The sequence below is a fragment of the Sphingorhabdus sp. genome (genome assembly GCF_044357595.1).
Lineage (GTDB): Bacteria > Pseudomonadota > Alphaproteobacteria > Sphingomonadales > Sphingomonadaceae > Sphingorhabdus_B.
Genome location: NZ_JBIKPH010000001.1, coordinates 19,813 through 44,530, shown reverse-complemented (window position 1 = coordinate 44,530; position 24,718 = coordinate 19,813). Strand labels below are relative to the sequence as shown.

Here is a 24,718-nt window from a genome sequence, read left to right as displayed (position 1 = left end):
CCTGCTTCAACCTTTTGGTATGAAATCGGAAAAGGCCTGCTTATAATCCGGATGCCAGCGTGAGAGTGCGGGACGGTTCTCGGTTATATCGCCAGCGTTCCACAGAACGCGTGCGTTATCAACCTCGCGGGTTGTTTCGTTGTCGAGGCACCACAAATAAAAATCGCTGCGCGAAAGACCCGCCATCATGACATCGACGACTTCCTCCGGCGCCCACGCTCCATCAGGCTTCGTAGTAAAATGGGCCTTCATCATGCCCGTATAGGTAAATCCGGGGACCAGCAGATGTGCACTCACTCGTCCCTGCGTTTCTTCGCGCAAGCTGTGTGCCAGCCCTTCAGTCAGAGCTTTAACGCCTGATTTGCTCACATTATAGGCGGTGTCACCGGGTGGTTGAGTGATACCCTGCTTCGATCCGGTATTGATGACTAAGCCGGGGGCATGCCCTGCGACCATCGCAGGGACAAACGCTTGCACGCCATATACAACACCCATCAGATTGGTGCCGATCACCCGATCCCAACCTTCAGGATTGGAGTAAGCGTTTCCGCCCCGCCCGGTTCCAGCATTGTTCATCAGCACAGATACAGGCCCCACATTCTGCGACACGTGCGTCGCCAAGGCATTGACCGCATCACGGTCCGACACATCGGTGGCTATGGCAACCGCGTTACCGCCTACCGCATCCCGCGCTGCCGAGAGCTTGTCAGCATCGCGGTCTACAAGCACGACAACCATGCCCAGACCGGCGAGCCGGTGCGCAGCGGCAAGGCCAATGCCATCGGCGGCTCCGGTAATGACGGCTATGTTGTGGGGGGCAATGGCGGGGTGGTTCATGGCTAGATCCTTTGTCAGGCAGGGTGCTTGGAAACAACGCGAAGGCGCAGGTCGAGCAAGGGCGCATCCAATATCGCGCGGCCGACATCGACTGCATCGGCCCCTGCCTCTGCCGCTGGCACCAGATCCTGCAGACGGACACCGCCGCCAAATGCGAGTTGCACGTCCCGCCGCAATCCAAGCCGCGTGAGTTCCGCGTGCACGTCGGCTAAATCAGCTAAATCGGCGGTATCAACCATGATGATCCCTGCGCCCGTACGCACCGACGAAACGGCTTCGGCGACTGATTTAACCTGCACGGCCACCGGACCATGACCAACGGCCACGCCCGCTTTAATCGCGGCATCCACACCACCCAGCATGATAACAGCGTTTTTGCCGACATAGACAAAATCGCCGGCAACAAGCCGCGGTAAGATACCAGAAACAGCAAGCCCGGCGCGCAGCAATGGCTTCAACGCCAACGGCAGTTTCTTCCACCCGCCGCAAGCAATGGAAAGGCCGGCAGGCGCGGCTTCCCGAAAGGTCTTCGCGCGCGTCGCAATTCCTGACGCAAAACCGAGAGGCCCAAGCACATAGTCTTCCGCAACGCCCAAATGCGCTGCCTCACCGATCAGTTCGATAAGTGGTTGCCCTGCGGATATGGCATCTCCTTCCACTACCAGCAATCTCCACGATCCGTTCGGTCCTAACGAGCCCGATGGGTCGACAAAGCCAGTGCCCGCAATGATGCCATCCTCGCAGGCTTCGACAATGGCAAGATAAAGGCCCGTTGCGCCGCCAAGCAGGCTTCCGGCAATGTCTGCTGCCGCAGGCGCTGGGTTCACATTGTCACCAAAAAGAAATTCGCCCCATTGGGGAGGTTTTCAAACACCTTGCCGCCATAAGCACGCGCAGAGGTGACCACTTCACATTGCGGCCACTTGCCAAAGCGCGCACCAGCCGCTTTCAAAAATGCCAATGCCGTGGGCGTGACCGTTTCGCCGCTAGCGTCCGCTCCGTATACAGGAACGCCGTTGAGCATCTCCTGAACCGCTGGTGGCGGACTGGAAAGTAGCCCATGTTCACAACGGATTATGCCATCACACATCGGCAGAGGGCTGCAATGGAACTCAGCCGGATCAATTTGGGTGAACAACGCAGCCGCAACGCAAGTATCTAAAATAGAATCGAGCGCGCCAACTTCATGGAAATGGACTTCGTCCACTGAACACCCATGCACTGTAGCTTCTGCTTCGGCCAATATCGCAAACGCTTTTGTCGCGAGTGACTTTGCCGCATCGGTTAACCCGCTGCGTTCTATGATGTCATAAATCGTTTTTGGCGTGCGGTGATGGTGCTCATGCGGAAGAGTGATCCGCGCCTGAAATCCGGTGATCCAATTCACATGATGTGGCTCAATTGTTACACAATCGTGCAGCGCCTCGACGCCGATGCTATCCACCATAGCTGAAAGTTCTGCGTTGCTGATCCCCGCCAGACGCGCGAGGCCGGTCAGCAACATATCGCCGCTAATCCCCGAAGGTGTGCGCAAAACGATCGATTGGCGCTTCATGTCGTGTTCCTTGAAATCATATTGAGTATCCGGATCGCGCCGCACGCCGCACCAAAGCCGTTGTCGATGTTGGTCACCAAAACGCCCTGCCCGCAGCTTGATAACATGGAATGCAATGCGCTCGTTCCGCCTGCTGCCACACCATATCCAGTCGAAGACGGAACCGCGATAATTGGTTGCCCAGTTAATCCGCCCATCACAGAGGCAAGAGCAGCATCCCATCCAGCCACAACGATCACAAGATCGAATGTTTTAATATGGTCTATCCGCGCCAACAAACGGTGGATACCCGCGACGCCAACATCGGCAATACGTTCCGCATGGATACCCGAAAACTGCAATGTGCGCAGCGCCTCACCCGCCACGCGCAGGTCCGATGTTCCTGCTGTTACAACAGCAACTGAAAATGGCCGCTTTGGAAGAGTGCCATGCAAATAGGCTGTATGCGATTGCACATCATAATCCAAAGATGCCGCGCTATTGATAGAGAGATCTGAATATTGATCAGGCAACAGCCTTGTAAACAGAACTGGCGCGCTGCTGTTCTTCGAAAGCTCCTGATAGATGGCCTTTAACGCAATTGGGTCTTTACCCTCGCAAAAAATTGCTTCTGGCATTCCCAATCTTGTTAGGCGGTCTTCATCATGCACAAATCCGCTATTCATTTTGCCCCCACAAAAGCCCGGCCAGGCTTATACGACTGCGCATCCAAGTTCGCCAATTGAATGCTTGGTTCGAACGTTGCCGCAAGTTCGCCCAATTCGCGAAGCAATAGCGCCGTTATCAAACTCTGATCATCATCGGTCACTTCAACGATAAGCTGATCATCTTTCACGCGGCACCTTACGACACTGATACCTGTCACTTCTTTCACCCGCTTTTCGCAAGCGTGCACGGCACGCAGGCGTTCTGCGGTCACCCTTGTGCCTGTATACAAGCGACTGGCAAGGCAAGGCGACGAAGGAAGCTCGGCAAAGGGCACGCCAAGTTCCCGTGCAAGTGTCCGAATATCTGTCTTCGTAAAGCTGGCTTCTATCCATGGATGCCTGACACCACGTTCTGCCGCGGCGTCGAGTCCAGGGCGATATTCGCCCAAGTCATCCAAATTAGCGCCACTTAGAACTGTACCACTGTCATGCGCCAGAACAATCTGTGTCAGGCTTTCATAAAGATTGGACTTACAGAAGTAGCAGCGATTGACGGGGTTAGAGAGGTAGTTCTCGTCCTGAAACTCACCCGACTGCACAATGGAAAGCGCCCAACCCTCCTGTCCCGCCAGCATTCGTACCCGATCGGTAGCCTCAGGCGGCACTGCAGGGCTCACTGCATGCGCAACGGTCACTTTGCCCGGGGCTCGGCGATGCGCGACGAGCGCTAGCAAGGTAGAGTCGATCCCGCCGCTACATGCAATGATTGCATGACCGATGCTATCCAACTTATCATGGATCTTCTGGTTAATTTTGGACACGGGCGCGCTCCGGGTGTTTTGTAAAAAGATGATGGCGATCAATATACTCCGCGACATCCGGATGGAGCAAGGCTGCTGGAGGCCTTTTGCCTGATGCAAGCGTTTCCCTGATTTGGGTTGAAGACACCGCTACACGAGGAATATTGATAAAGATCATGTTTTTATCATGAATATCTAACATGATTTCTAATCTCGGCAGTATGGCGAAGCGCAGCAATTGGTGGAGTTCTTCGATGCCTTTCCAGTGCGGCAGGCGCTTGATACAATCATCGCCCAGCAGAAAAAAAACCTCTGTATCTGCTTGAAATGTCTTTCTTAATGTACGGACTGTATCGACAGTGAAACTAGGGCCATCCCGATCAAGCTCGATATTTGAGACACTCATGCCAGGTTGGTTCGAGATTGCTCGCTCGAGCATAGCAGCACGGTGAAATCCATCGGCAAGGCCATAGTTACCCTTAAGCGGTGGATGCCCGGAAGGAATGAAGATCACTTGATCCAGCTGGAGAGCCTTTTGAGCGCCGCGCGCCACGGCGATATGGCCTTCGTGCACGGGGTTAAAACACCCCCCATAAAGACCTATACGCACAATCAGGCGCCTACGAGCCAATAGCTTCCCATACCGATGGCGAGCACTGCCACACCGCCGCGCAGTGGCCTCACAAAAGCCTGTCCGCGCTTTGAGATCAATGTCTGGATCCGGTCAAAACCATGACCAAAGCCCATCATTCCCACAAGCACGCCAAAGGAGAACACGAGTATGTAAAACACACCTTGGATCGGCGATAGCATTCCGATTGGAAGCAGGGCAAAGACCGCGGCACTTCCTGCTGTTCCGTGGACCATGCCGATCAAGAACGGCGCCCTTGTTCTAGTCGCTGATGGCTCCGGCGTTGAGCCACGCCAGAGTGCCAGTGCCAGACTGCCTCCTGCCGCGATCAGAATTACCCCAACTATCCGTTCAGCGCCCTTTGGTAAGGTCTCTGGCATGGGCGCTTCAAAAACCAGCAACGCAAGCGCGGCAATTACCAAGATGCCTCCGTGGCCGATGCCCCATGAAAAAGCATAACGCTTTGTTGCTCCGCGCGAGTCAGGCCGAGCGCCGAGCGACGACATGGTCATCACGTGATCTGGATCAAAGGCGTGCAAAATGCCCATACCTAAACCAGCAACCAAAACCGACAAAAATCCGAATGACATCATGTGTGAGCATGCCCCATCTTATGGGCTTTCCAAAGCGCGCGGATGGGCGTGGCTATTTCCTCAGCCAGCACTGCCGGCGGCAGCCCTTTGGATATGGCGTCGATCAAAACAGGCAACGCGGCCAGCACTTCGCGGGTCGGGCCAGGCAGGGCAACAAGCAAAATATCACCAATGCGTCCGCACGCAACGCGGACATGCGGTTTCACATGCCGCCCGTGCCCAACTTTATATTCTGCCAGAATCGCAGTTGTAAGATCCGGGACAAGGCGTTGCATGGCTTCGATGGTTTTGTCTTTATCTTCGGCGCCAACGCCGCCTGTGGTAATGATCATACCGTAGCCTTCTTCAAGTAAATGGCCGATCCGTGCCGCGATTAAAGCTTCGTCGTCTTCGACCACACCCGCATGCTCGACCAGATACCCATGGCCGCTCAATATGGATTTAACCGCCGCGTAATTTGTATCTTCAATCTCGCCGCGCGCCACTTCGCCGCCCGTCGATAAGACAACAACCGATCGCGCAACATAGGCTTGCAAGCCCGCCTCCAGCTTGGCGGCATTCGCCAAAATGTCTGCCGCTTGTTCCGCTGGCGCCCCGATCACTCCTAGCACTCCGAAGCTATGCACTGACGCACGGGCGCCCAAGGTGACACCAGAAAATGCCGCCAATTTGCTGAGCAATGCAGCTTCCTTACCGGCGATCGCTTCTAGACTAACGCTCTGGGAAACAACATCAAATACCACCCGCCGTTCGCGGACATCGGTGACAAAAATATCCTCCGTCCCTAGGCCCAGAACGCCCCCCGCACAAATTGCAAGCTGGGTAAGGTCTACATCATCGAGCAGTATGTCCTCAACCCAGAGTTCGGTCTTGGAAAGAAGGTCGAGGTCTGTTGCCACCGGTCAGGAAAGCCCACGTTGGGCCAGCCATTTCGGCAGCAGTTCATCACCGACCATTTTATCCACTGCAGGCGCACGTTCCTTTAGCAGGTCGGCCAGTGCCTGATTGCAGGTCAAATGGCCGTAGCTTCCATCAAACACGATCAGCTTGTCCGTCTGCCCCTTTTCGCATGCCATTGCGACGCCCTGCTGAAGACTATCAACAACTTTGGCGCGATCCATCAATAAAGGGTTGGTTGGATCTTCGCGCCACATTTGGGCCTGCTCCTCACCAACAATATACATTGGCGTGGTAAAAGGCATCGTCACATACGGGATCCCTGCCCCTACCCAAGCCTGATTGACAACAATCCCACGCAAATTCCTATTCTTTGAAAAGTTCACCGGAGCGGAGGGAGATTGCAAGAAACCAGCAACAACTGGCTGATCAAGATCAAACGCATCTGAATGATTGGTCAGCAGCGTGCCAAAAATCAAACCTCCGCCATGCAGATAATAGCCCCACCGGCCGCCATCCCAGATCGCGACGCAATCCTTGATTTCGGCAAACAGCCGCTGCATCCTGCCATAGGTTTCCAAATGGCTTTTGGTTATCCGCCGATCGATCGCATATAAATCTGTTGTCGCATCAACACCGATTACTCCCATCGGAGTCGTGCACAGAACAGAGCTGAATGTGTAACGCTGCTGGATGAAGTCTGAATCGAATAAAGCCCGGGGGATCACGCTGCCGCTACGATTGCCGAAAAGGCTGTGATAAACCGAACGTGTTTCATAGCGCGCATAAGACATGCAGAACGATTTAAATGACTTGTAGAGCAGCCGATTAAAATACATTTCGCGCGGATCATCATAATATGCGTGGATGAATTTCTGGGAATCAAATGCGCGCTTTATAAGATACATTGGGCCAACTGCGGTTTCGACTTCAACGCCTTGGTCGAATGGGCCTAGACCTTTGACCCGGCCTTCAAATACTTCGTTGAAACCGAAATGCTCCGCGACCTCGTCCGCTTCTTTAAATCCACGGTAAATGGCTAAGCGCAGATGGATTTTGCTGCATCCGGTGCGCTCCATGACCACTTCGCGGATTGTCTTGATCATCTCGGCATAGGGCCAACCGCCCATCAGTCCGAAGCCGTGTTCGGACGCAAGAATGTTAACACTGTCAGTGACTGCAATGTTCGACATATCAACAAGCGCCAACGATTTGCGGGTTTCCGCGCGCACACGCTCGAGATCGGCTTCAAGTGTTTCTGGATATCCCGAAGTGATAGCAGGCGCAAAATCAGGGAAAAAATCAGTCAACGGCACCGAAATCATGGAATCAATCGTCTCGGAAACATGCGGCTGAAGCGCCGGCCCGTAATCCGAGTGCATGAATGCAGGAGGTTTGATCGCGGTATGAGCGTTCATTACAATGTCTCCTTTGAAAGTGGGCCATATTTATGTTCAGGATCAAATACCGCCCTGTCTTCTGCAATATAGGCGTCAGGGTATTTCGCACACACTTCATCGCTTAGATCATAAAGCGAAAGCGTCGAGGGATACCATCGGTACTGACCCGGCGGCGTCATATCGCATCCTGCCGCTTCCAGCAGGCGGAGTGCAGGAGCAACGCAATAGATGCCACATCCAGAACGCATGCCCGTGGCTGCACAGACCTCTTCAAGGTTTTTCGCACCTTTGATAATAGAAGCTGCGATTTCCGATCCCGGCGTCAATGTGCACACACATACTGACATGGCGGCTTCAATACCCGCTTTCTTGAGTAGAGCGGTCACAGCTTCCTGATCCACTTCGTCAGGATGAACGGTTGTCACCAGTGGTTCGGCACGCAGTTTCATCCACATGATATCTTCGGGGCAGCGATCAACGCAGCGTCCACAGCCAATACACAAAGCCTCGTCAATAACAGGCTTGCGCGCTTCCATTTTAATGGCGCCGCTTGGGCAGACGATGTCACATAATTTGCAACCAGTACATGGATCCGCGTCATAATCTGCGACAAGCTTAATCGTGGCCACTTTCGCTCTCCCTTACAATTTCTCGGGCGTTCGAAGCGCCTCTAGCAAAACATGAATTTGTTCGAAGGCGGCAGCTATAGGCTTGCTACCTTTCGGATTTGCAAACAAAGCCTGTGCCAGTCCCCATATGGAGTGAACATGCAGGATTGCCAACGCATGAGGATCGGAGTTAACCGGAATAAAATTTGCTTTGCGGCAAATTTCAAACAAGCGTTCTATCCGCGCGATTAAATCAACGGTCAGATTATGCACGCGGGCAGACAAAACGGCATCAGCATGCATAAGCGCCGCTGCATGCAAGGCCATTTCGCCGCGTACAACAATACTGTGATCGCATGCCCCATGGAGCTTGCCATAATATTCACTGACAGAATCCAGATGGCGTATGAGGCAATCCCAAGCTCCTTGCGCGCTTAAACCATCGGCGCAATTCAAGAGCTCCAAATGATTGTCACGCCGAATGCGTTCATCGAGAAGTTCTAGAGCTAGGTCGGATTTCTCAGGATAATGATATTGTGCAAGCGTCCGGCTAAATCCTGCTTTTAGACTGATGGCCGCTAATGTTGTCGCATCATATCCGTTTTCACCAAATAACAACAATGCAGTGTCGCGAATCCGCTCCTTTGCAGCTTCTGTGCGCTCTTCTTGCGTACGAGAGATAACGGCAACACTAACCATATTCACCTGACCCGAATCCTCTTGCTCTCATCAACCTACAAACTTACTGTCAGACAGTAAATAAAATTGATTGATTCCTTTTTTGGCTGCATCAGCCAAATTTAGGACTTTGACAGGAGTAGCGCTTGCCCAAACGCGTTCGCATGGTAGCACAAATCATTGTCGATAAATGCACAGGCTGCCGACTGTGTGAACAGGTGTGTCCAACGGTAGCGATTGGTATGCGGCCCCGTCGAGAAGACGAACCCGGAACAAGCCGCAACATTGCTATTTTGGAACCAGAAGCCTGCTACAACGCACAGGCTTGTGTTGAAATCTGCCCAGATGACGCCATTGAAATGATAGAACTGCCAGAACCGTTTGAAGTTGGCTTTGACTTGCCCTCAGTCGATACTGAGGCAGTAAAGGCGCTTTGCCGCAAGGCAGGATTTGGTCGTAACATGCAGTTGTGTGTTTGCACCGACACCAAGGCGGGAGAAATAGCGACCGCCATCATTGCGGGGGCGCATTCGCCGGAAGCCGTGTCTTTGGCCACTGGGGCCCGCACGGGATGTGTTGAGATGTGTTTGCAGCCGATACTGCATCTATTGGCTTGCGCGGGACATGGGGATGCCCCGCGCAATCCCAAAAACGGGTTCCAATGGTACGGTGAATCCGCAACGTTATGGCAGCATGTGCAGCCCGATGGAACGCTGCCTGACGCAATCCGCAATGCCTTCCCAGAATATCCGCTTGATAAGGAATTTGGTGATATGGCTAAGTTGAAAAGGCGATAATCATGGCGATGCTCTCTCCCTTCATGGATGCTCTGCGTCCGCCCGCTTTTCACCGCACATGGAATAAGCGTGAACCTGCAAAGGTAGTCGCGATGCGCGCTGCCGATCTTCCAGGTATGACCGCACTTCCCATCCGCGCCCTGATGCCGGACCTGCCCCAAACAATCTGGTCCGAAGATGCATTACTTGGTCCGACTAACCTTGATGAAGTGCGCCGCCAAGCACAGGCAAAGGCGGACACCATGGATTGGTCAAAAATTGAGCCTGGCCGCATGGTCAATCTTCTCGCGAATCCGCATGGATTACAACTTTGCGGCGAAGCATATGTAACTATGCTCGAAGTAATTGCCGAACATGTTAAAAAAACTTGTGGCGCCAAAGTCAGGCTAAGGATCGCGGAATCCATGGGCCACATCGAAAATCCCGACTGGGTTAAAATCTATCGGTTAGAAGAACGCTTCGGCGACGTAGAGGAGTGCCCGCAAATTGGTGCTGGGACCAAGGTAGGCACCAAGCTTGGCGATATGTATGTTACCAAAAAGCTTTTTGACGCCCCATATTTTATACACACCCATGTGACCGAAATGCGCGAAGGTTATCTACATCGCATGATGGACAGACTAATGAAGCCTTTCGGCATGGCATATGCCCGTTTGGAATCTCGCTCGGCCTATCATTTCGGATTTGGTCCACGGACCGGCCAGATTGTGTCGCGCTGCATTTTTGAAAGCGACTTTATCCAGCAACGATATGTCGGCACGATGGTACTAGACACCACATCAGAAGGGGTCGTCAGTGTTGAGGCCGATAATGATCTAAAAGCGCTTGATCGTCGTCTCGCCGCCGGAATCATGCGCAATTATGCAATGGCGATGAAAATACTGGGCGAAATTGAAGATTGCGTAGTGGTTTTCGACGACCATGGCTGCGGCGTTTATTGCTACGCCGGCGGCATAGCGTTTGACAACATGTTATGCGCCGACATCGATTTCATGGATCTAGATAATCTTTCTCTGTTGGCAGCAGATCGGCACGAAAGTTCGGAGCCGGGGCTAACAATGGGTAAGAATAACGCAATAAAAGCTATTGTTATCAACTATATGGCAGGCGGTGTACCTCAGCCATGGCTGTGGGATAACTATCCGATCCATGTCGTCGGTGACACAGTCAATCGTTGGATGCTGAATGATCCGTCGAACTATCATTTCGATCGTGCCAAAGCGCCCGTCTGGTCGACTTTAAACGAAGCGGTAGCAGCAGCTTGCCGCGATGGCGGCACAGAAAACATCATTGTGTTTGACCGTACTCCCGGGGCATTCCGTGTCAGCCGAAAATTAGGTGAGCATCTAATGTCACGTGCGCCCCAGGTTCGCGACAAGGTCGAAAATGAATTTCTGCCTAAATGGTTGCGGCAACGCGGACTGACCTGATGACATCAGTTCAACTGCTTGAGAAGACCGAAATCTGGCTACACGGCATTAGCTTGGATAGCGCCAATCTCCCCAATCTGGCCAACGTGGTGGCCGATGTACTGATGCTACCTCGCGAGAAAGTCTTTGTTACCGATGTTCGCGAAAATCTTGTGGTGCTCGATATTTTGGTACCACGAGTTGAGCTTGAGAATGTGACAGGCAAACAGGATGAAATTCTTGGCGCAATCGGCGATTTAATAGGCGTCACCGTGGCTAAGGATGCGACAATTCATTCCGAGGGAATTTTGGGCGTTATCGGGACACCGCGCGCGCAAATCGAACGCTATCTCGCCGATGCCCGCAAGCTGGAAACCCAGATCGCAAACTACGCATCGGGCCGCGTCGCAGTTGTGAGCACCGGCAGCGAACTTCTGGCAGGCGAGATCGAAGATACAAATTATCAAGCTATCCGTAACGCCATGGAAGCAGCTGATTTCGAAGTTGAGTTCGGCGGCATTGCGGGCGACAGTGAAGCGGAAATCGCGGGCATCGTTGCGCGGCTTTCGGGTGAAGGTTTCGGCATCATTATCACGACCGGCGGTGTCGGAGCAGAAGATAAGGACCACACAGTCGAGGCATTAGAGCGCCTTGACCCTAAACTTTCAACTGCAGTTCTGGCCCATTACAAACGAGGCCATGGCCGGCACGTTAAGGACTCGGTTCGCATCGCTATCGCAAGGCTTGGTTGGTCAACCGTTTTTGCACTTCCAGGTCCCACGCATGAGGTAAAACTAGCTCTTCCAATTATCATCGAGGGTCTGGCTGCAAAGACCGATCAGGCAGATCTGGTGGAGGCTATTGCTTCTCCGCTAAGATCAACCCTTCCCCATCATCAACACCATTGATTCCGACAGACACAGGAGGCGCATATGTCATTAAAGCTAGAGAACACCCGAGCCGTCGTTACTGGCGGAGCGTCCGGTATTGGCCGGGCTATTGCGCAGGAACTTTCAGCATGCGGTGCAAGAGTTATCGTGGCAGACGTAAATGAAGCCGGGCTTACAGAAACGCTCGCCAGTTTGAACTCCGGCTGCAGCAGCTTCGTCTGCGACGTTTCCAAGCATGAACAGGTTGAAGCTTTAGCGGCGTATACTTCAGAAACGCTCGGCGGATGCGACATGCTATTTGCGAACGCGGGTGTCATTGCCGCCGGTCGCTTCACCAAAATGACAGTCGCTGAAGCTGACTGGATATTGGGGGTCAATGTGCGCGGCGTTTGGGATACCACCGCAACTTTTGCACGAATGATGGAGCAGCAAACAGAAGGTGGACGCATCTGCTTCACTGGATCAGAGCACTCGCTGGGTTTCCAACATGCCAATGCCGCCGTGTATACGGCATCAAAGCACGCCGTGTTGGGTTTAGCTGAAGTATTGCGCGCCGAAGCGCCTGAGAAAATCTCCGTCAGCATTTTCTGTCCTGGCCTGGTGGGAACGGCGCTGGGCGGCGGTCCGCGGCCTGATGGGCTCCCAGTGCAGGAACGCAATCTTGATATGAGTGCTCGCATTCAAGCACGCGGCATGTCGGTCGAAGAGGCCGCACGCGACGCTGTTGATGGCGCATTGCGCCGCGATTTCTATATCGTGACCCATTCTCACACCATTAAGGCCGCCGAAAAGCGACTGGAAGAAATGAAAGCGGCTTTTGCAAAGCAGGCACCTTGGGAACGGAACGAGGACCGTTATGAGGTTAACAGCGTGATTGCCGCGGTGGTCGCAGAAATAAGCAGCGAGGCAAAGTGAGTCTGTCAGAATTGGAAAGCCGCACGCCAATCAATCCTATCTGGTGGCAGGCCATTCGGCCTCGGCCTGAAGCGCTCAATCTGCTGGGTGCCAGTTCGATGCAATCCATTCTGGGAATCGAAGTAACGGATGTTGGGGACGACTGGCTGGCGGGGCGCATGCCTGTGGATAACCGCACGCATCAACCCTGGGGCCGCCTGCATGGTGGCGCATCGCTTACACTTGCCGAAACGCTCGGTTCGCTCGGCGCAGCGCATACGATTGACCTTGAACGTTTTATAGCCGTCGGGATGGAAATAAACGCAAATCACATCCGCCCCGCCCACACTGGCTGGGTGACCGGTACCGCACGCCCAGAGTCAATCGGCAGAACAACCCAGATCTGGTCAATACGTATCAACAACCAAAATGGTAAACTGGTTTGCATTTCGCGATTTACGGTCGCCGTGATCCCGCTCGAACGGAAATAAGGAAAATTTATGCAATATAGTAATTTAGGCAAGTCAGGCCTTGTTGTATCCAGGCTTTCGCTAGGCTGCATGAGCTTTGGTCGGCCCGACGCAGGCCGTCATGAATGGACCGTCGATGAAGACGCCAGCCGGGTCATCATCCGGCAGGGTCTTGAGTCGGGGATCAATTTCCTGGACACTGCCAACGAATATTCTGCTGGCGATTCTGAGAGCATCGTTGGCCGCGCCATTGCCGATTTTGCGTATCGTGACGAAATAGTTCTCGCCACAAAGGCTTTTGCGCCATGGCGCAGTGCCCCCAACACTGGCGGCCTTTCGCGCAAGGCATTGTTTCAGGCAGTTAATGATAGCCTGAAGCGACTTGGGACCGATTATGTAGACCTGTTCCAGATTCATCGCTGGGATTTTAATGTACCTATTGAAGAGACGATGGAGGCACTCAACGACATTGTTAGGGCTGGAAAGGCACGATATATCGGCGCCTCATCCATGTACGCATGGCAGTTTGCCAAAGCGCAATATGCCGCAGAACGCAATGGCTGGACGCAGTTCATCTCTATGCAACCGCAGGTGAATCTCGTCTATCGTGAAGAGGAGCGTGAAATGATCCCGCTTTGCATTGATCAGGGAGTCGGCGTCCTGCCGTGGAGCCCATTGGCGCGCGGCATGTTAACGCGTGACTGGAATGAAAAAACGGCTCGTTCGGAAACCGATATGTTTAGCACTTATCTATATCGGGCAACTGTAGAGAATGATCGCCAGATTGTAGAGGCAGTTGCCGCGGTAGCAAATGAACGAGGCCTGCCACGCGCGCAGATTGCAATGGCATGGCTGCTCGGTAAGCCGGGCATCACGGCCCCTATCATTGGGGCAACCAAGCCTTCACATTTGCAAGACGCAATTGCAGCCTTAGAGGTCACTCTATCAGCGGAAGAAATTGCCCGTCTGGAAAGTCCCTATGCGCCGCATCAGGTCGTCGGACTTGCAGGCCCAATGCCGCTGGGTGGCAAGTTGACGTTGAAGGATGCGACTTAATGTTCGGTGATTCAACTGAAGCGGCGACATCTGTCAATCTGGACATATTGTTCCAGCCATATACGCTGCGCGATTTAGTGTTACGGAACCGGATTGTAGTCTCTCCAATGGCGACATATTCAGCAGTCGATGGTTTTGTTACTGACTGGCACGTGCAGCATGTCGGTAAATTAGCAGCGGGCGGCGCTGGGCTTGTTTTTGTCGAACAAAGCTCCGTCAACATGCAGGGACGCATTACTTATGGCTGCCTTGGCATTTGGAAAGACGAACATGTCGCCGGCCTAAAAAAGCTGACCACTCTTATCCGTGATTTAGGTGCAGCGTCGGCAATCCAGATAGCCCATTCAGGGCGCAAGGGATCTTCGCAGCGACCTTGGGAGGGTGGTGGTCCTTTAGGGGATGACGATTTTGCTGCACGCGGCGAAGGACCTTGGGACGCATGCGCGCCAAGTCCTACAGCCTTCGATGACAACTGGCCGGCTCCGACCGAAATGAGCATTGATGCCATCGAACGGGTTGTCGAAGATTATCGGGCCGCCTTCATCCGAGCCCGCGATGCAGGATTTGACATATGCGAATTGCATTGTGCCCATGGGTATCTGATGCACAGCTTTCTCTCGCCATTGGGTAATGAACGCACGGATGAATATGGCGGCGACCGCGCCGGACGCATGAATCTGCCCTTGCGCATAGCGGCCGTAATGCGTGAGGAATGGCCTGATCATTTGCCCTGTATGGTTCGTGTATCCTCAATCGATGGGGTTGGTATTGGTTGGCAGGTTGAAGATTCCGTCGCCTATGCAATCGAATTGAAAAAGCTCGGTATCGACATGATAGATTGCTCATCCGGCGGTTTCAAACTGCCCGCTGAAAACAGCCTGGTTGCAAGGACAACCGGATTTCAATTGCCTTTCTCGGAGAAAATCCGACAGGAATCCGGGTTGCCTACGATGGGTGTAGGGTTGATCCGGACGGGCGAACAGGCGGCCATTGCTTTGCAGGACGGCCGCGCTGACCTTGTTGCCTTAGGCCGTGAACTGCTTTGGAATCCCAACTGGCCGATGCAGATTGCGACCGAATATGACGAAGCAAATGGATGGAAGCTCATGCCCCCGCAATATGGTTGGTGGCTGCGCCGACGAAAAGCACAGCAGGGCAAGTGACCAACTGCTAGACCGGAGAGACCAATATGACTTCGCTTATAAACTTTGAATGCGCAGATGAAATTGCCGTTCTGACACTAAATCGCCCTGCCCAGCGCAATGCCCTCAGCCTTGCGCTCTGGCAGGAGCTTGAGGGCCATCTGGATAAGATCGAAGCGGCAGGTCGTGATATTGCCGTCGTCGTTCTGCGGTCAACGGGTCCAGTGTTCTGCGCGGGCAATGATCTAAAAGAACGCGGGGCCAAATTTCCCCGTCCCTTCTATCAACCCCACATCGTAACCAGGCTCGCCAATCTGCCTCAGCCTATTATCGTTGCCGTGCAGGGCGGATGTTATACGGGCGGGCTCGAACTTGCGCTGACAGGCGACATTATTCTCGCATCCGAAAGTGCAAGCTTCGCCGACACACATGGCAAGTTTTCCATGGTGCCAATGTGGGGTATGAGCCAGCGCCTTCCGCGCCGTGTCGGTAGTTTCAAGGCCAGAGAGATCAGCTTTACTGGCCTTCCGGTTTCAGGGCATGAAGCAGAAAGGATCGGCCTTGCTAACAAATGCGTGCCAGACGATCAGCTTGAAACAGTGACGATGGAAATGGCGCAAGCCATTAGCGGACAAAGTCGCCACAGTGTGTTTGCCTATAAGGAACTCTACATAGCGCAAGCCGATCTGCCGCTTGATGCGGGTCTGGCTCATGAGGTTTTCAACACCAAAGGGCGTGGCACCGATCTGGAAGAGCGCGTGGCGCAAGGTTTTGGCAAAAGGTAACCCTACCCTTAAATCCCCGTCAGAGCGTGAATGGCACACCTTCGATCACGCTTTTCCATTGCAGGCCGTCATGACCAAACAAGATGTGCGTGCCATTTTTCCTGAGTGAATCGAGGCGCCGATAGGTTTCCATGCCCTGTTCCATATTTGCAGTCGCATTGGGTAGCACCATCACATCTAGGTTGCGCTCGGTATAACAACAGTCGCCTGCTAGCAGCACTTCGCCGCCTGCCAGTCTAACGATCAGACTCTGATGCCCTGGCGTATGGCCAAATGTAGGGACGATACGCACCGTGCCATCGCCGAACAGATCATGTTCGCCTGAAACGGTCTTAACCGGTTGGCCTGTATCATAATCATCGGTGGAATAGAGCATCGGTTGATTGCTATTGCGTGCTGTTTCAAACTCGATAGCCTGCACGATAATCGTAGCATTGGGAAGGTGCGCATTGCCTCCGCAATGATCGATATGCAGATGTGAATTGATGACCCAGTTAATACTGCCAGGATCGACATCAATTGCCTTTAACCGCGTGGCAATATCCATGCCCTCGAACCACTCCAGACCCATTTTGTTGTCGGGCAGTGCGTCGGCTTTTTCCCGCCTAAATCGAACTCCCATGCCTGTATCAAATAGGGCCCGGCCTTTGGGATGCTCGATAAGATATGATGGCACAGGTGCCCTCATATGAGGGCCTTCGTCGCCTTCAACATAATAGCCCGGCTTACATTGGAACCAGCCTGTGTTGAAGGCATAGAGTGTTACCTGATTAGTCATCAATTCCCCCTCGGTGCATCAATGCATCCATTATGTATATAATCTATACTTTTCGATTGATTTAGGCAAGGAGTTGGCGCGATTTATGGTGGATGTCCGATGATGCATCAAAGGCTATTTTCACAATACAGGAAAACCGCCACCACATATTCCGGCAGGGATCATCCCCGACAATAGCTAGGCGACTTTTCCGGGTGATACCCCCATGCGCAACATGCCAGTATGGTCAACCCGTCCAACCGTTGCCATGTTACCAACGATACAAGAATGCAATCAGCGGCGGATCCGCATGGGTTACCTGCCGAAACTCTGGAAGCTAATTAAGATAGCACCCGCGTCCGGGATGCCAATGGCACCGAGCGCAGTTTTACCGTGGACGACGTCAGCTTCACTCGGATCCAGAGCCCCAGCATTCGCGAAAGCCGAGCGGATTATGCCAAGCGCCGATAGTAGGCAGGAAGATCATTGTCGTGTTCGACGGCGATCATGCCGAAACGTTGCGGCGAGCATCAGGGAACTGAACCGAAAAATGGGTTGGCTCCCCTGCGCAGCCGCACTTCAGATTCAAGGCAGACGTTCGCCCGGGGCCATGCGTTCCCATTCCAGACACCATTGCACGAACCCATTGTCAGTCGAATATGCCGGTATTTTCAGTGTAAGCCGATTGCCCTTTAAAACGGGAATGCGGATATAGTCTGAGCCTGTGTCATTTTCATAAAGGCAAATGTCGAGTTGATGCACGATGACATCCTCTTTGACGGTGTAAAGCCCACCGTAAGCTGTAAATGATTTGGCTGAATCAGCTGTTTCTTCAATCCCTGAGTTATATCGCCCACTCGACATTGGTGTCCGCCCGCCGTTGGCCATCATCACATACATGCGGTTATCGGGTAGGTAATGGATTATGCCATAAGCCCCCGACCCTAATGGAATCCGGCTGCTTTCGACACCATCGATAGTTTCATACGTACGGATAAGGCGCCAGCTCCCAAGAATGGCATCGCGGGTCACGGGGACTTCGTTCATGATCTTTATCCTTTTTGGGAGGCTTATATGGGGCCGACCATCGCGAGCAATGCGCGTGCCGACAATTCGGCGCTATCGCCCATAATTTGGGTAAGACATTCTTGTGCTGCGCGGTCTCCGATTACCGGTGCGGCCAGGCTGATAAACTTGCTTGAAAGCATGGTCGTAAGTTCTTCGCTATCGCTGACGAAATCAAAGCCGCCCCTTCTTTCAAACTCTTGTCCATCAGCCATTTCGAACTTCAAAGCCGTCATTCCCAGTTCGAATTCGGGCGCCAGTTTCACCTCAGTCCTCGCAATCAAGGCTTTCAGTGCGGGATTTTCCACCACTGCATCGGTGTAGCTCAATGGGTTTGCAGTATCGATGCCCAGCAAAGTCATTGCGACGACAGCACGGATACTGAATTTCAGTTCTAGGCCAGATCGAGGCAAGGCAATGTTGCAGATGCTGTCTGCGCCCGGGGCAATAACAATGGATATTTTTTCTACAGCTCCATCTGCCAAATGGCCTTCACGCAGCAAAGCCGCCGTTGCATCAATCGCTGGATGGGTAACCGCACAGGCTGCGTGCGCCTTGAACGTTACAATGTTTACAAAAGCGGTCTCGATTTCGCCAAGACCGCGACCAGCATCCGCGTCAATACTAAATGGCCCTGAAAAACCTTGTGGACTACCCAAGATATCAACCGCGCCTGTCATTCCGTTTGCTGCCCATTGCGCGGATGTCAGCGCAATCTGCGCCGCCCATCCGGCATGAAGCGGCTTTGCATCGCTGCCAAATGAAGCCCTTAGTCCTGCGGCGCGGGTCCCGGCCAATCCGAGTGCGTGTGCCGTTTGGGCTGAAGGTAGATCGAGTAGATACGCAGCCGCCAATGTTCCGGCCAGCGCGCCAATGGTTCCCGTGCAGTGAAACCCACGCGCATAATGATCAGCGCCCATCATATGACCAATCCGTCCCGCCGCCTCATTCCCGGCGACGATTGCTCGAAGCAGCCGATCTCCGTCCGCGTGCAGGTCAACGGCCAATGCCAGAAGCGCTGGCAGAATGGCAACAGAGGGATGCCCCATCATCACCGGCATGCCATCATCATAATCCAGCGCATGCCCTGCGGCACCGTTCACCAATGCAGCATCGCGCAGACCTGTGACTTCATGCCTGCCAATCAATCGTTGCCCGCGGATCGAGGGGTCGGGAGCGGCATCAGCTGCGAGAATTGCAACGACCGGTTCTTGCGCTCCAGCGATAGTCACTCCCAACCAGTCGAGCAGGCACAATCGCGCACGACCGATTTCATGCGCTCCGGCGGTGTCGCCTCGCAGGAAACACAGTTCAGACAAGGTAACGGTCGCCGTCATGCGAAATCCTTCACTTGTGGCCTGAGCCAAGGATGGGTTGCCAGATAATGTTGCGAGAATGCATCGATCCTGTCTGTGGCCGCTAAAGTTATGCCGATTGAGTCCAGACCGTGAAGCAGCCCGTGCCGAGCACGCGGTTCCGCCAAAAACCAAAACCGCTCAGAGCCCGCAGTCACGGAGCAATTCATTAAATCTATCGTCATGACTGCGGTGTCTGGCGTTCCTGCCATATCCATAAGGCAGTCCACTTCCTTTGGGGCCAAACGGACCGGAAGGATACCATTGATAAAGCAGTTTCCATAGAATATGTCGCCGAATCGAGGCGCAATAACGCATCTTATGCCCCATTCCTGCAACGCCCAGACCGCGAGTTCACGTGAAGATCCACAGCCAAAATTGTCGCCGCCAATTAAAATACGCGCGTTGCGCCAAGGCTCACGGTTCAGAATAAACTCAGGTCTCTCGTCACCCTCTGGTGCGAAGCGAAGCCGACGGAATGCCTGCCTAGCCTGTTCACCGCGCACCATGGTCGCTCCCGACGTCGCAGGCCAGATCATGTCTGTATCAACGTTATCGATCGGTAGTGGTGCCGCAGTTGCAGTCAGTGAAATGAATGGCTCAACCAAGTGCTTTCCTCCATTCTCGAATGTCAACAAAATGGCCTGCTATACCGCAAGCGACCGCCATCGCCGGACTAACCAAATGTGTTCGGACGTTCCGTCCCTGTCGATGTTCGAAGTTACGGTTTGATGTTGCAGCGACGCGCGTGCCGGCTTTGGGTGCATCCCCTCCGCAACACATGGAACAAGCCGAACTGCGCCATTCAAACCCTGCTTCGATGAAGAGTTTATCGAGCCCTTCCGCTTCTGCCTGCTGCTTGACTAGCGTCGAACCTGGAGAGATGAATCCTTCCACGCCTTTAGCCAGACGCTGCCCACCAATCATGCTGGCCGCGTGACGCAAATCGGAGAGACGGCTGTTGGTACAACTGCCAATGAATATCTGATCCACTTTGATTTCACGCAGCGGCGTACCCGGCTGCAACCCTTGATAATCAAGGGCCCGTTCAATCTCGGCGGCCTCTTTTGCGGATGCTGCGTCCGATGGAGACGGAACGACGCCAGTAATCGGTAAAACATGCTGAGGGCTGGTTCCCCAACTGACATGCGGCGCGACGGCGGTGGCATCCATGTGGATTGTAGTATCGAACGACGCGTATGTGTCGGAATTCAATGCATACCAATCTTGCTGCGCCTGATCCCACTCCATACCAATGGGTGCAAAACGCCGTCCTTTCAAATATGTCAGACACCGATCATCAGGCGCAATGATGCCGCTCCGCGCGCCAGCCTCAATCGCCATGTTGCACAATGTCAGCCGAGCATCGATGTCAAGTGCAGTAACAGCAGGGCCGCGAAATTCTATCGCATGGCCCGTTGCGCCCGCCGTTCCAATCTGTCCAATTATTGCGAGGATCAAATCCTTGGCGGTCACTTCTGGTGAAAGCAGACCGCTAATTTCAATCACCATCATCTTGGGCTTGGCTACGACCAGTGTCCCAGTCGCCATAACATGCGCCATTTCCGTAGTACCGATGCCAAATGCGATGGCACCCAGCGCACCCAGTGTGGAGGTATGGCTGTCACCACATACTGCAATCATTCCAGGCAAAACCAAACCAAGTTGGGGCGCTATCACATGGCAGATTCCTTGATCCACGCTTCGAAACGGGATGTAAGGCATCCCGAAATCTGCACAATTGCGTTCCAATCCATCGATCATCTCCTTTGCCCTGCCAGGGGCGACGGGTTGCTCTCTGTTGATCGTCGGAACGACGTGGTCAGCGACCGCAACATGCATGGGCGGACGTGCAAGCGGGAGACCGCGTTTACGCAGTTCATCAAATGCCTGTATGCTTGTGCCTTCATTGACCAAGTGGCGGTCAACCCATAGCAGGCTGGTTCCATCGCCATGATCTTCAATTTCATGTGCCAGCCAGATTTTCTCAAAAAGCGTGCGAGGAAGGTCGGTCGAGGTCAACATAGTCATGCCATTGTGCCATCGAGGCGCTTCAAAAGTCTAATCAATGTTGACCATTCCTTTTGATTGAATTCGGCATGAAGCCTGTTGTTCCTCTCCTCCGCGCTAGCATAAAGCTTCTCCGCCAGAGCTGTGCCGGCGTTGGTCAGCTGGACCCGCCACGCGCGCCCGTCTTTAGGATCTGGTATTCGTTCCACCAGTCCGCTCGACACCATACTGTCGAGACGTCGGGTCATTCCTCCGGCGGTAATTCCCAACCCATGCTGAACGTCGGCCACATGCGCTATATGATCGTCCGTTGTTCTATAGATCAGCCCCATGACAAATAGATCAGTCACATGAAGACCTGTCTGGGCGGCATGCGCCGCAGCGATCTTTTGCAGCCTTGATGAAATAGCCTGAAGCAGAGCCATTGTCTGGCGGCGATATTGCTGTCTCGCGTCACCAGTCTGCACCTCTGCCCCGGCAAGCAGCGTGTAGAACCGCCCGGGGACAGATACCGCTGCCCTCAGCTTAACCGCACCAGATTTTTTAGGGCCAACCGGCGCATTGCTCACGTCAAGCTGCCTGCACTGCCGCCTTGGGCCAGATACCTAAATTTCCATCTGGATTATGTATCACGCGCATATCCTGTGGAATTGGTCGACAAGGTCTACCCTGCAGCCAGAGACGAAGTAGCAGCCTCTTGTCGAAAGGCCCTTCACCATCTTCAAACGCAGTTCTGCTGTGCATCATTTCCATATTGTTTATGAAAACCGCTTCGCCCGGCTGGAGCATTTGGTGTAATTGTAATTCGGGTCGATTGACCACCGAGTCCAGAAAGTTCAACGCCTCGCGATCAGCATCCTTAAGTATCTCGGCAAAACGACTTTCCTGATGCACAAGCATCGCATTTCCGCCGAAGTAACAGCTCCGCAAATTGCCGACTTCGCCAAACACAGGCACGCGATACGGCGTCACAGGGCTGCACCCTTCGGGCTCTTCAAAATTGCGGTGCGCCGGATAACCACGCTTTAGCAGAGCCAATACATCCGGACGTTCTGCTTCAATGATTTCCCATACCTTCAGGGCGTTAACGAAAACATTCTCTCCACCCGCCTTCGCTTTATTGATGCATAATAATGCTAATATGTCGATCCGGTCAGCATGCAAAGGCGCCATGTCTGAAGTGCCATAAACACGCGCACCAACCATCCCAGGCTGAACGGCCACTGTACCCATTAATTTGCCGTGCGTGTCTTGGGAAACGCCAATGCCAAAATGGGCGCCGATACCCCAATACATTCTCCAGATGTCTTCTAAAGGCCGGTCGCGCACAGGAAAGCCACGTAGCACCAGCAACCCAGGGCCATCCTTGAAGGCGCGCACCCATTTTACAAATACTTCCGAAAGCTCGGGGTCGTAAAATTCATCACGCGTAATCTCGGTGACATGAAGCCCTTTTGCTTTTGTAGCATCGACGAGTGCGAGCAAACGACCAAGCTGCTCTGCTGTTATGTCAGCAGACCCTGCATCTGCGTCATATTCGGCGGCAGACCATCCCTTCTTGGTAAATGTTGGCCAACCATCTTCGCGTTCGAAATTACTTTCCATTATGCAGCTCCGGACATGGCGGGTTGTTTGGTCGCTGGACGAATAATTCTGCCAGATAAGACATTGGTTACTTCATCATCGCGATGGACGATTTGCCCATTGACCATGGTGGCCACAAACCCAACCGCGTTTTGAACCAAGCGAAGTCCGCCTGCGGGCAAATCATGCGTCGCATGGGGTATACGAAGATTGATACGATCATAATCAATCACGTTAATGTCCGCGCGCTTGCCAACCGAAATTTGTCCACGGTCAGCGAGTCCCAAGACATTTGCGCAATCTTGCGTCATCCACTTGATGACCCAAGGCAAAGCCAATTTGTCACCAAGCGTACGGTCGCGCGTCCAATATGACAGCATATATGTCGAAATGCTGGCATCGCAGATAATTCCGGAATGCGCACCCGCGTCCCCGAGCCCAGGAACACTGTGTGGGTTACGCATCATTTCGAGTGCAGGTTCCAGACTGTATTCAGCAAAGTTGCCGCCAGCTAACAGAAGGATACGACGCCCCTCCTCCTCAAGAAGCAAGTCATAGGCATATTCCATGGCAGGCATATCTTTTGCCGCCGCCAGGGCATCAACGCTTTGGGCTTGCGACGGCTCATAATTGGGTGGGTCAAAAAATGGAAAAACAAGGCTGAAGCCGCGGACGCGCTCGGGCAAACGCAACTGGGCCTGCTCTGCCTCCGACAGGAGCTGAGCGCGAAGTTCAGGTGTCCGCATTGCGGCGACCTGATCCGCGATCGGCAGGTCTAAATATGACTTAAAGCTCGGGCAGCGCGAAAATGGATGAAGACTTGTCTGCAGCCCCATTAACGCCCCCGTTGGGCGTCCAAGGACCTGCGGATGCATCGCAGTCCCCTCGGCATTTGCACGATCGCTGATCGCCATGAGCGCGCGCCAACCATCTGGCGTACGATTTGTTTGTTTTAGTGAATACATGATTGGACGTCCGCTCGCCTTGCCTACCCGCGCGAACAACTCCAGTTCTTCACAGGCCAGCGGAAACTGGTTAAATTCAATTGCAACCTGAAATACGCCAGCGCCTGCACGCGCCATTCCCTCGGCTAAAGCGTGAAACTCTGCCTCGTCAGCCAGTACGCTTGGGATGTGGTAGCCGTCACTCGTTTTTTGATCTCTCAAAGTGGACGTCCCGACACCAATCGCGCCAGCCCGAATGGCATCGCACACTATTGAGGCCATCTGCTCGCACTCTTCCGCAGACGCTGAGTCCGTGAGGCACCGTTTCCCCATGACAAAAGCGCGCAATGTGGAGTGGGGAACCAGAGTGGCAATATCCATATTGAAAGCGCGCTTTGACAAAACGTCCAGATAGTCTGGAAAACTCTCCCAATTCCAAGGCAGGCCAGCCGAGAGGTCTGCAAAGCTGATATCTTCGACGGTTTCCATCAGCTTTATCAAGGTGTCCCGGTCTTCCGGCCGACACGGTGCAAAACCAACTCCGCAATTGCCCGTAACGGCTGTTGTTACGCCATGACCGGTGGCGGGGTGAAGCACGGACTCCCAGGTAATATGACCATCAAGATGCGTATGAAGATCGATAAACCCTGGCGTGACAATCTTACCTTCTGCATCGATTTCTTCTGCGCCAATGCCTTCAACTGCGCCAATCGCAACGATCAGGCCGTCGCGGATGGCGATGTCACCGTAAAAGGCCTCCGCCCCAGTTCCATCAAAAATGGCGCCGTTACGAATGATGATGTCAAATTGCTCTGTCATGAATGGCTTATCCTGCTGATGATCATTTCAATCACAAATGCTCCGTTCCCGCCATAACGCAGCAAAGTTCAGAAATCGAAAAGTTCCCCAATTTA

General features: G+C 53.5%; 27 protein-coding genes. 8 read left to right on the top strand and 19 right to left on the bottom strand.

Annotated elements, in window-relative coordinates; all coding sequences use genetic code 11:
* Positions 1–6: 6 nt before the first annotated feature.
* The 11 genes from ACIQ2T_RS00210 to ACIQ2T_RS00160 are packed head-to-tail and all read right to left on the bottom strand — an operon-like array spanning position 7 to position 8,667.
* Positions 7–837, bottom strand: a complete 831-nt coding sequence (locus ACIQ2T_RS00210; RefSeq protein ID WP_397589031.1) for an SDR family oxidoreductase — start codon at positions 835–837, stop codon at positions 7–9.
* A gap of 14 nt (positions 838–851) precedes the next feature.
* The gene (locus ACIQ2T_RS00205; RefSeq protein ID WP_397589030.1) at positions 852–1,664 is read right to left on the bottom strand and encodes a hypothetical protein; all 813 of its coding nucleotides are present in this window, start codon (positions 1,662–1,664) and stop codon (positions 852–854) included.
* Complete coding sequence (larC, locus tag ACIQ2T_RS00200) at positions 1,661–2,392, bottom strand: nickel insertion protein (RefSeq protein WP_397589029.1); 732 nt, start codon at positions 2,390–2,392, stop codon at positions 1,661–1,663. The genes ACIQ2T_RS00205 and larC overlap by 4 nt, the downstream gene beginning before the upstream one ends.
* On the bottom strand, positions 2,389–3,057 hold the full coding sequence (gene larB / locus ACIQ2T_RS00195) for a nickel pincer cofactor biosynthesis protein LarB (protein WP_397589028.1): 669 nt from the start codon (positions 3,055–3,057) through the stop codon (positions 2,389–2,391). Before larB ends, larC begins: the two co-directional genes overlap by 4 nt.
* Positions 3,054–3,860, bottom strand: coding sequence for an ATP-dependent sacrificial sulfur transferase LarE (larE, locus tag ACIQ2T_RS00190; RefSeq protein WP_397589027.1), 807 nt, complete (start codon positions 3,858–3,860; stop codon positions 3,054–3,056). The genes larB and larE overlap by 4 nt, the downstream gene beginning before the upstream one ends.
* Complete coding sequence (nadD, locus tag ACIQ2T_RS00185; protein ID WP_397589026.1) at positions 3,847–4,449, bottom strand: nicotinate-nucleotide adenylyltransferase; 603 nt, start codon at positions 4,447–4,449, stop codon at positions 3,847–3,849. The genes larE and nadD overlap by 14 nt, the downstream gene beginning before the upstream one ends.
* Before the next feature lie 2 nt (positions 4,450–4,451).
* A complete protein-coding gene (locus ACIQ2T_RS00180) occupies positions 4,452–5,063 on the bottom strand; it encodes a hypothetical protein (RefSeq protein WP_397589025.1) in 612 nt (203 codons plus the stop codon).
* On the bottom strand, positions 5,060–5,962 hold the full coding sequence (locus tag ACIQ2T_RS00175) for a molybdopterin-binding protein (RefSeq protein ID WP_397589024.1): 903 nt from the start codon (positions 5,960–5,962) through the stop codon (positions 5,060–5,062). Before ACIQ2T_RS00175 ends, ACIQ2T_RS00180 begins: the two co-directional genes overlap by 4 nt.
* A 3-nt stretch (positions 5,963–5,965) precedes the next feature.
* The gene (locus ACIQ2T_RS00170) at positions 5,966–7,378 is read right to left on the bottom strand and encodes a hypothetical protein (protein WP_397589023.1); all 1,413 of its coding nucleotides are present in this window, start codon (positions 7,376–7,378) and stop codon (positions 5,966–5,968) included.
* A complete protein-coding gene (locus ACIQ2T_RS00165; protein ID WP_397589022.1) occupies positions 7,378–7,989 on the bottom strand; it encodes a 4Fe-4S binding protein in 612 nt (203 codons plus the stop codon). Before ACIQ2T_RS00165 ends, ACIQ2T_RS00170 begins: the two co-directional genes overlap by 1 nt.
* 12 nt (positions 7,990–8,001) lie before the next feature.
* The gene (locus ACIQ2T_RS00160) at positions 8,002–8,667 is read right to left on the bottom strand and encodes a TetR/AcrR family transcriptional regulator (protein ID WP_397589084.1); all 666 of its coding nucleotides are present in this window, start codon (positions 8,665–8,667) and stop codon (positions 8,002–8,004) included.
* A gap of 125 nt (positions 8,668–8,792) precedes the next feature.
* On the opposite strand from ACIQ2T_RS00160, the gene ACIQ2T_RS00155 reads away from it, so the two are divergent.
* The 8 genes from ACIQ2T_RS00155 to ACIQ2T_RS00120 are packed head-to-tail and all read left to right on the top strand — an operon-like array spanning position 8,793 to position 16,089.
* Entirely contained in the window at positions 8,793–9,443 is a 651-nt protein-coding gene (locus ACIQ2T_RS00155; protein ID WP_397589021.1) for a 4Fe-4S dicluster domain-containing protein, read from the top strand.
* 2 nt (positions 9,444–9,445) lie between these two features.
* The gene (locus tag ACIQ2T_RS00150) at positions 9,446–10,873 is read left to right on the top strand and encodes a hypothetical protein (protein ID WP_397589020.1); all 1,428 of its coding nucleotides are present in this window, start codon (positions 9,446–9,448) and stop codon (positions 10,871–10,873) included.
* On the top strand, positions 10,873–11,760 hold the full coding sequence (locus ACIQ2T_RS00145; protein ID WP_397589019.1) for a molybdopterin-binding protein: 888 nt from the start codon (positions 10,873–10,875) through the stop codon (positions 11,758–11,760). Before ACIQ2T_RS00150 ends, ACIQ2T_RS00145 begins: the two co-directional genes overlap by 1 nt.
* A 24-nt stretch (positions 11,761–11,784) precedes the next feature.
* On the top strand, positions 11,785–12,657 hold the full coding sequence (locus tag ACIQ2T_RS00140) for an SDR family NAD(P)-dependent oxidoreductase (protein ID WP_397589018.1): 873 nt from the start codon (positions 11,785–11,787) through the stop codon (positions 12,655–12,657).
* Positions 12,654–13,127: a hotdog fold thioesterase gene (locus tag ACIQ2T_RS00135; RefSeq protein WP_397589017.1), complete on the top strand. Its 474-nt coding sequence runs from the start codon at positions 12,654–12,656 to the stop codon at positions 13,125–13,127. The genes ACIQ2T_RS00140 and ACIQ2T_RS00135 overlap by 4 nt, the downstream gene beginning before the upstream one ends.
* Before the next feature lie 9 nt (positions 13,128–13,136).
* A complete protein-coding gene (locus ACIQ2T_RS00130) occupies positions 13,137–14,162 on the top strand; it encodes an aldo/keto reductase (protein WP_397589016.1) in 1,026 nt (341 codons plus the stop codon).
* Positions 14,162–15,325: an NADH:flavin oxidoreductase/NADH oxidase gene (locus ACIQ2T_RS00125; RefSeq protein WP_397589015.1), complete on the top strand. Its 1,164-nt coding sequence runs from the start codon at positions 14,162–14,164 to the stop codon at positions 15,323–15,325. The genes ACIQ2T_RS00130 and ACIQ2T_RS00125 overlap by 1 nt, the downstream gene beginning before the upstream one ends.
* A gap of 26 nt (positions 15,326–15,351) precedes the next feature.
* Positions 15,352–16,089 (top strand): enoyl-CoA hydratase/isomerase family protein, encoded by a 738-nt coding sequence (locus ACIQ2T_RS00120; RefSeq protein ID WP_397589014.1) that lies wholly within the window; start codon positions 15,352–15,354, stop codon positions 16,087–16,089.
* Positions 16,090–16,108: 19 nt separating this feature from the next.
* Here ACIQ2T_RS00120 and ACIQ2T_RS00115 read toward each other — a convergent pair whose 3' ends face one another.
* From ACIQ2T_RS00115 to ACIQ2T_RS00080, 8 genes are all read right to left on the bottom strand, one after another.
* Positions 16,109–16,867: an N-acyl homoserine lactonase family protein gene (locus tag ACIQ2T_RS00115; protein WP_397589013.1), complete on the bottom strand. Its 759-nt coding sequence runs from the start codon at positions 16,865–16,867 to the stop codon at positions 16,109–16,111.
* Positions 16,868–17,431: 564 nt separating this feature from the next.
* Positions 17,432–17,893 carry a lipocalin-like domain-containing protein gene (locus tag ACIQ2T_RS00110; RefSeq protein WP_397589012.1) on the bottom strand — a complete coding sequence of 154 codons (462 nt, stop codon included), beginning with the start codon at positions 17,891–17,893 and terminating at the stop codon, positions 17,432–17,434.
* 23 nt (positions 17,894–17,916) lie between these two features.
* A complete protein-coding gene (locus tag ACIQ2T_RS00105) occupies positions 17,917–19,248 on the bottom strand; it encodes an MmgE/PrpD family protein (protein ID WP_397589011.1) in 1,332 nt (443 codons plus the stop codon).
* Positions 19,245–19,874, bottom strand: coding sequence for a 3-isopropylmalate dehydratase small subunit (gene leuD, locus ACIQ2T_RS00100; protein WP_397589010.1), 630 nt, complete (start codon positions 19,872–19,874; stop codon positions 19,245–19,247). Before leuD ends, ACIQ2T_RS00105 begins: the two co-directional genes overlap by 4 nt.
* Entirely contained in the window at positions 19,867–21,297 is a 1,431-nt protein-coding gene (leuC, locus tag ACIQ2T_RS00095) for a 3-isopropylmalate dehydratase large subunit (RefSeq protein ID WP_397589009.1), read from the bottom strand. The genes leuD and leuC overlap by 8 nt, the downstream gene beginning before the upstream one ends.
* Positions 21,294–21,845, bottom strand: a complete 552-nt coding sequence (locus ACIQ2T_RS00090; protein ID WP_397589008.1) for a MarR family winged helix-turn-helix transcriptional regulator — start codon at positions 21,843–21,845, stop codon at positions 21,294–21,296. The genes leuC and ACIQ2T_RS00090 overlap by 4 nt, the downstream gene beginning before the upstream one ends.
* Position 21,846: 1 nt before the next feature.
* On the bottom strand, positions 21,847–22,881 hold the full coding sequence (locus ACIQ2T_RS00085; protein ID WP_397589007.1) for a TauD/TfdA family dioxygenase: 1,035 nt from the start codon (positions 22,879–22,881) through the stop codon (positions 21,847–21,849).
* Positions 22,881–24,623 carry an amidohydrolase family protein gene (locus ACIQ2T_RS00080; RefSeq protein ID WP_397589006.1) on the bottom strand — a complete coding sequence of 581 codons (1,743 nt, stop codon included), beginning with the start codon at positions 24,621–24,623 and terminating at the stop codon, positions 22,881–22,883. The genes ACIQ2T_RS00085 and ACIQ2T_RS00080 overlap by 1 nt, the downstream gene beginning before the upstream one ends.
* Between the last annotated feature and the right edge of the window lie 95 nt (positions 24,624–24,718).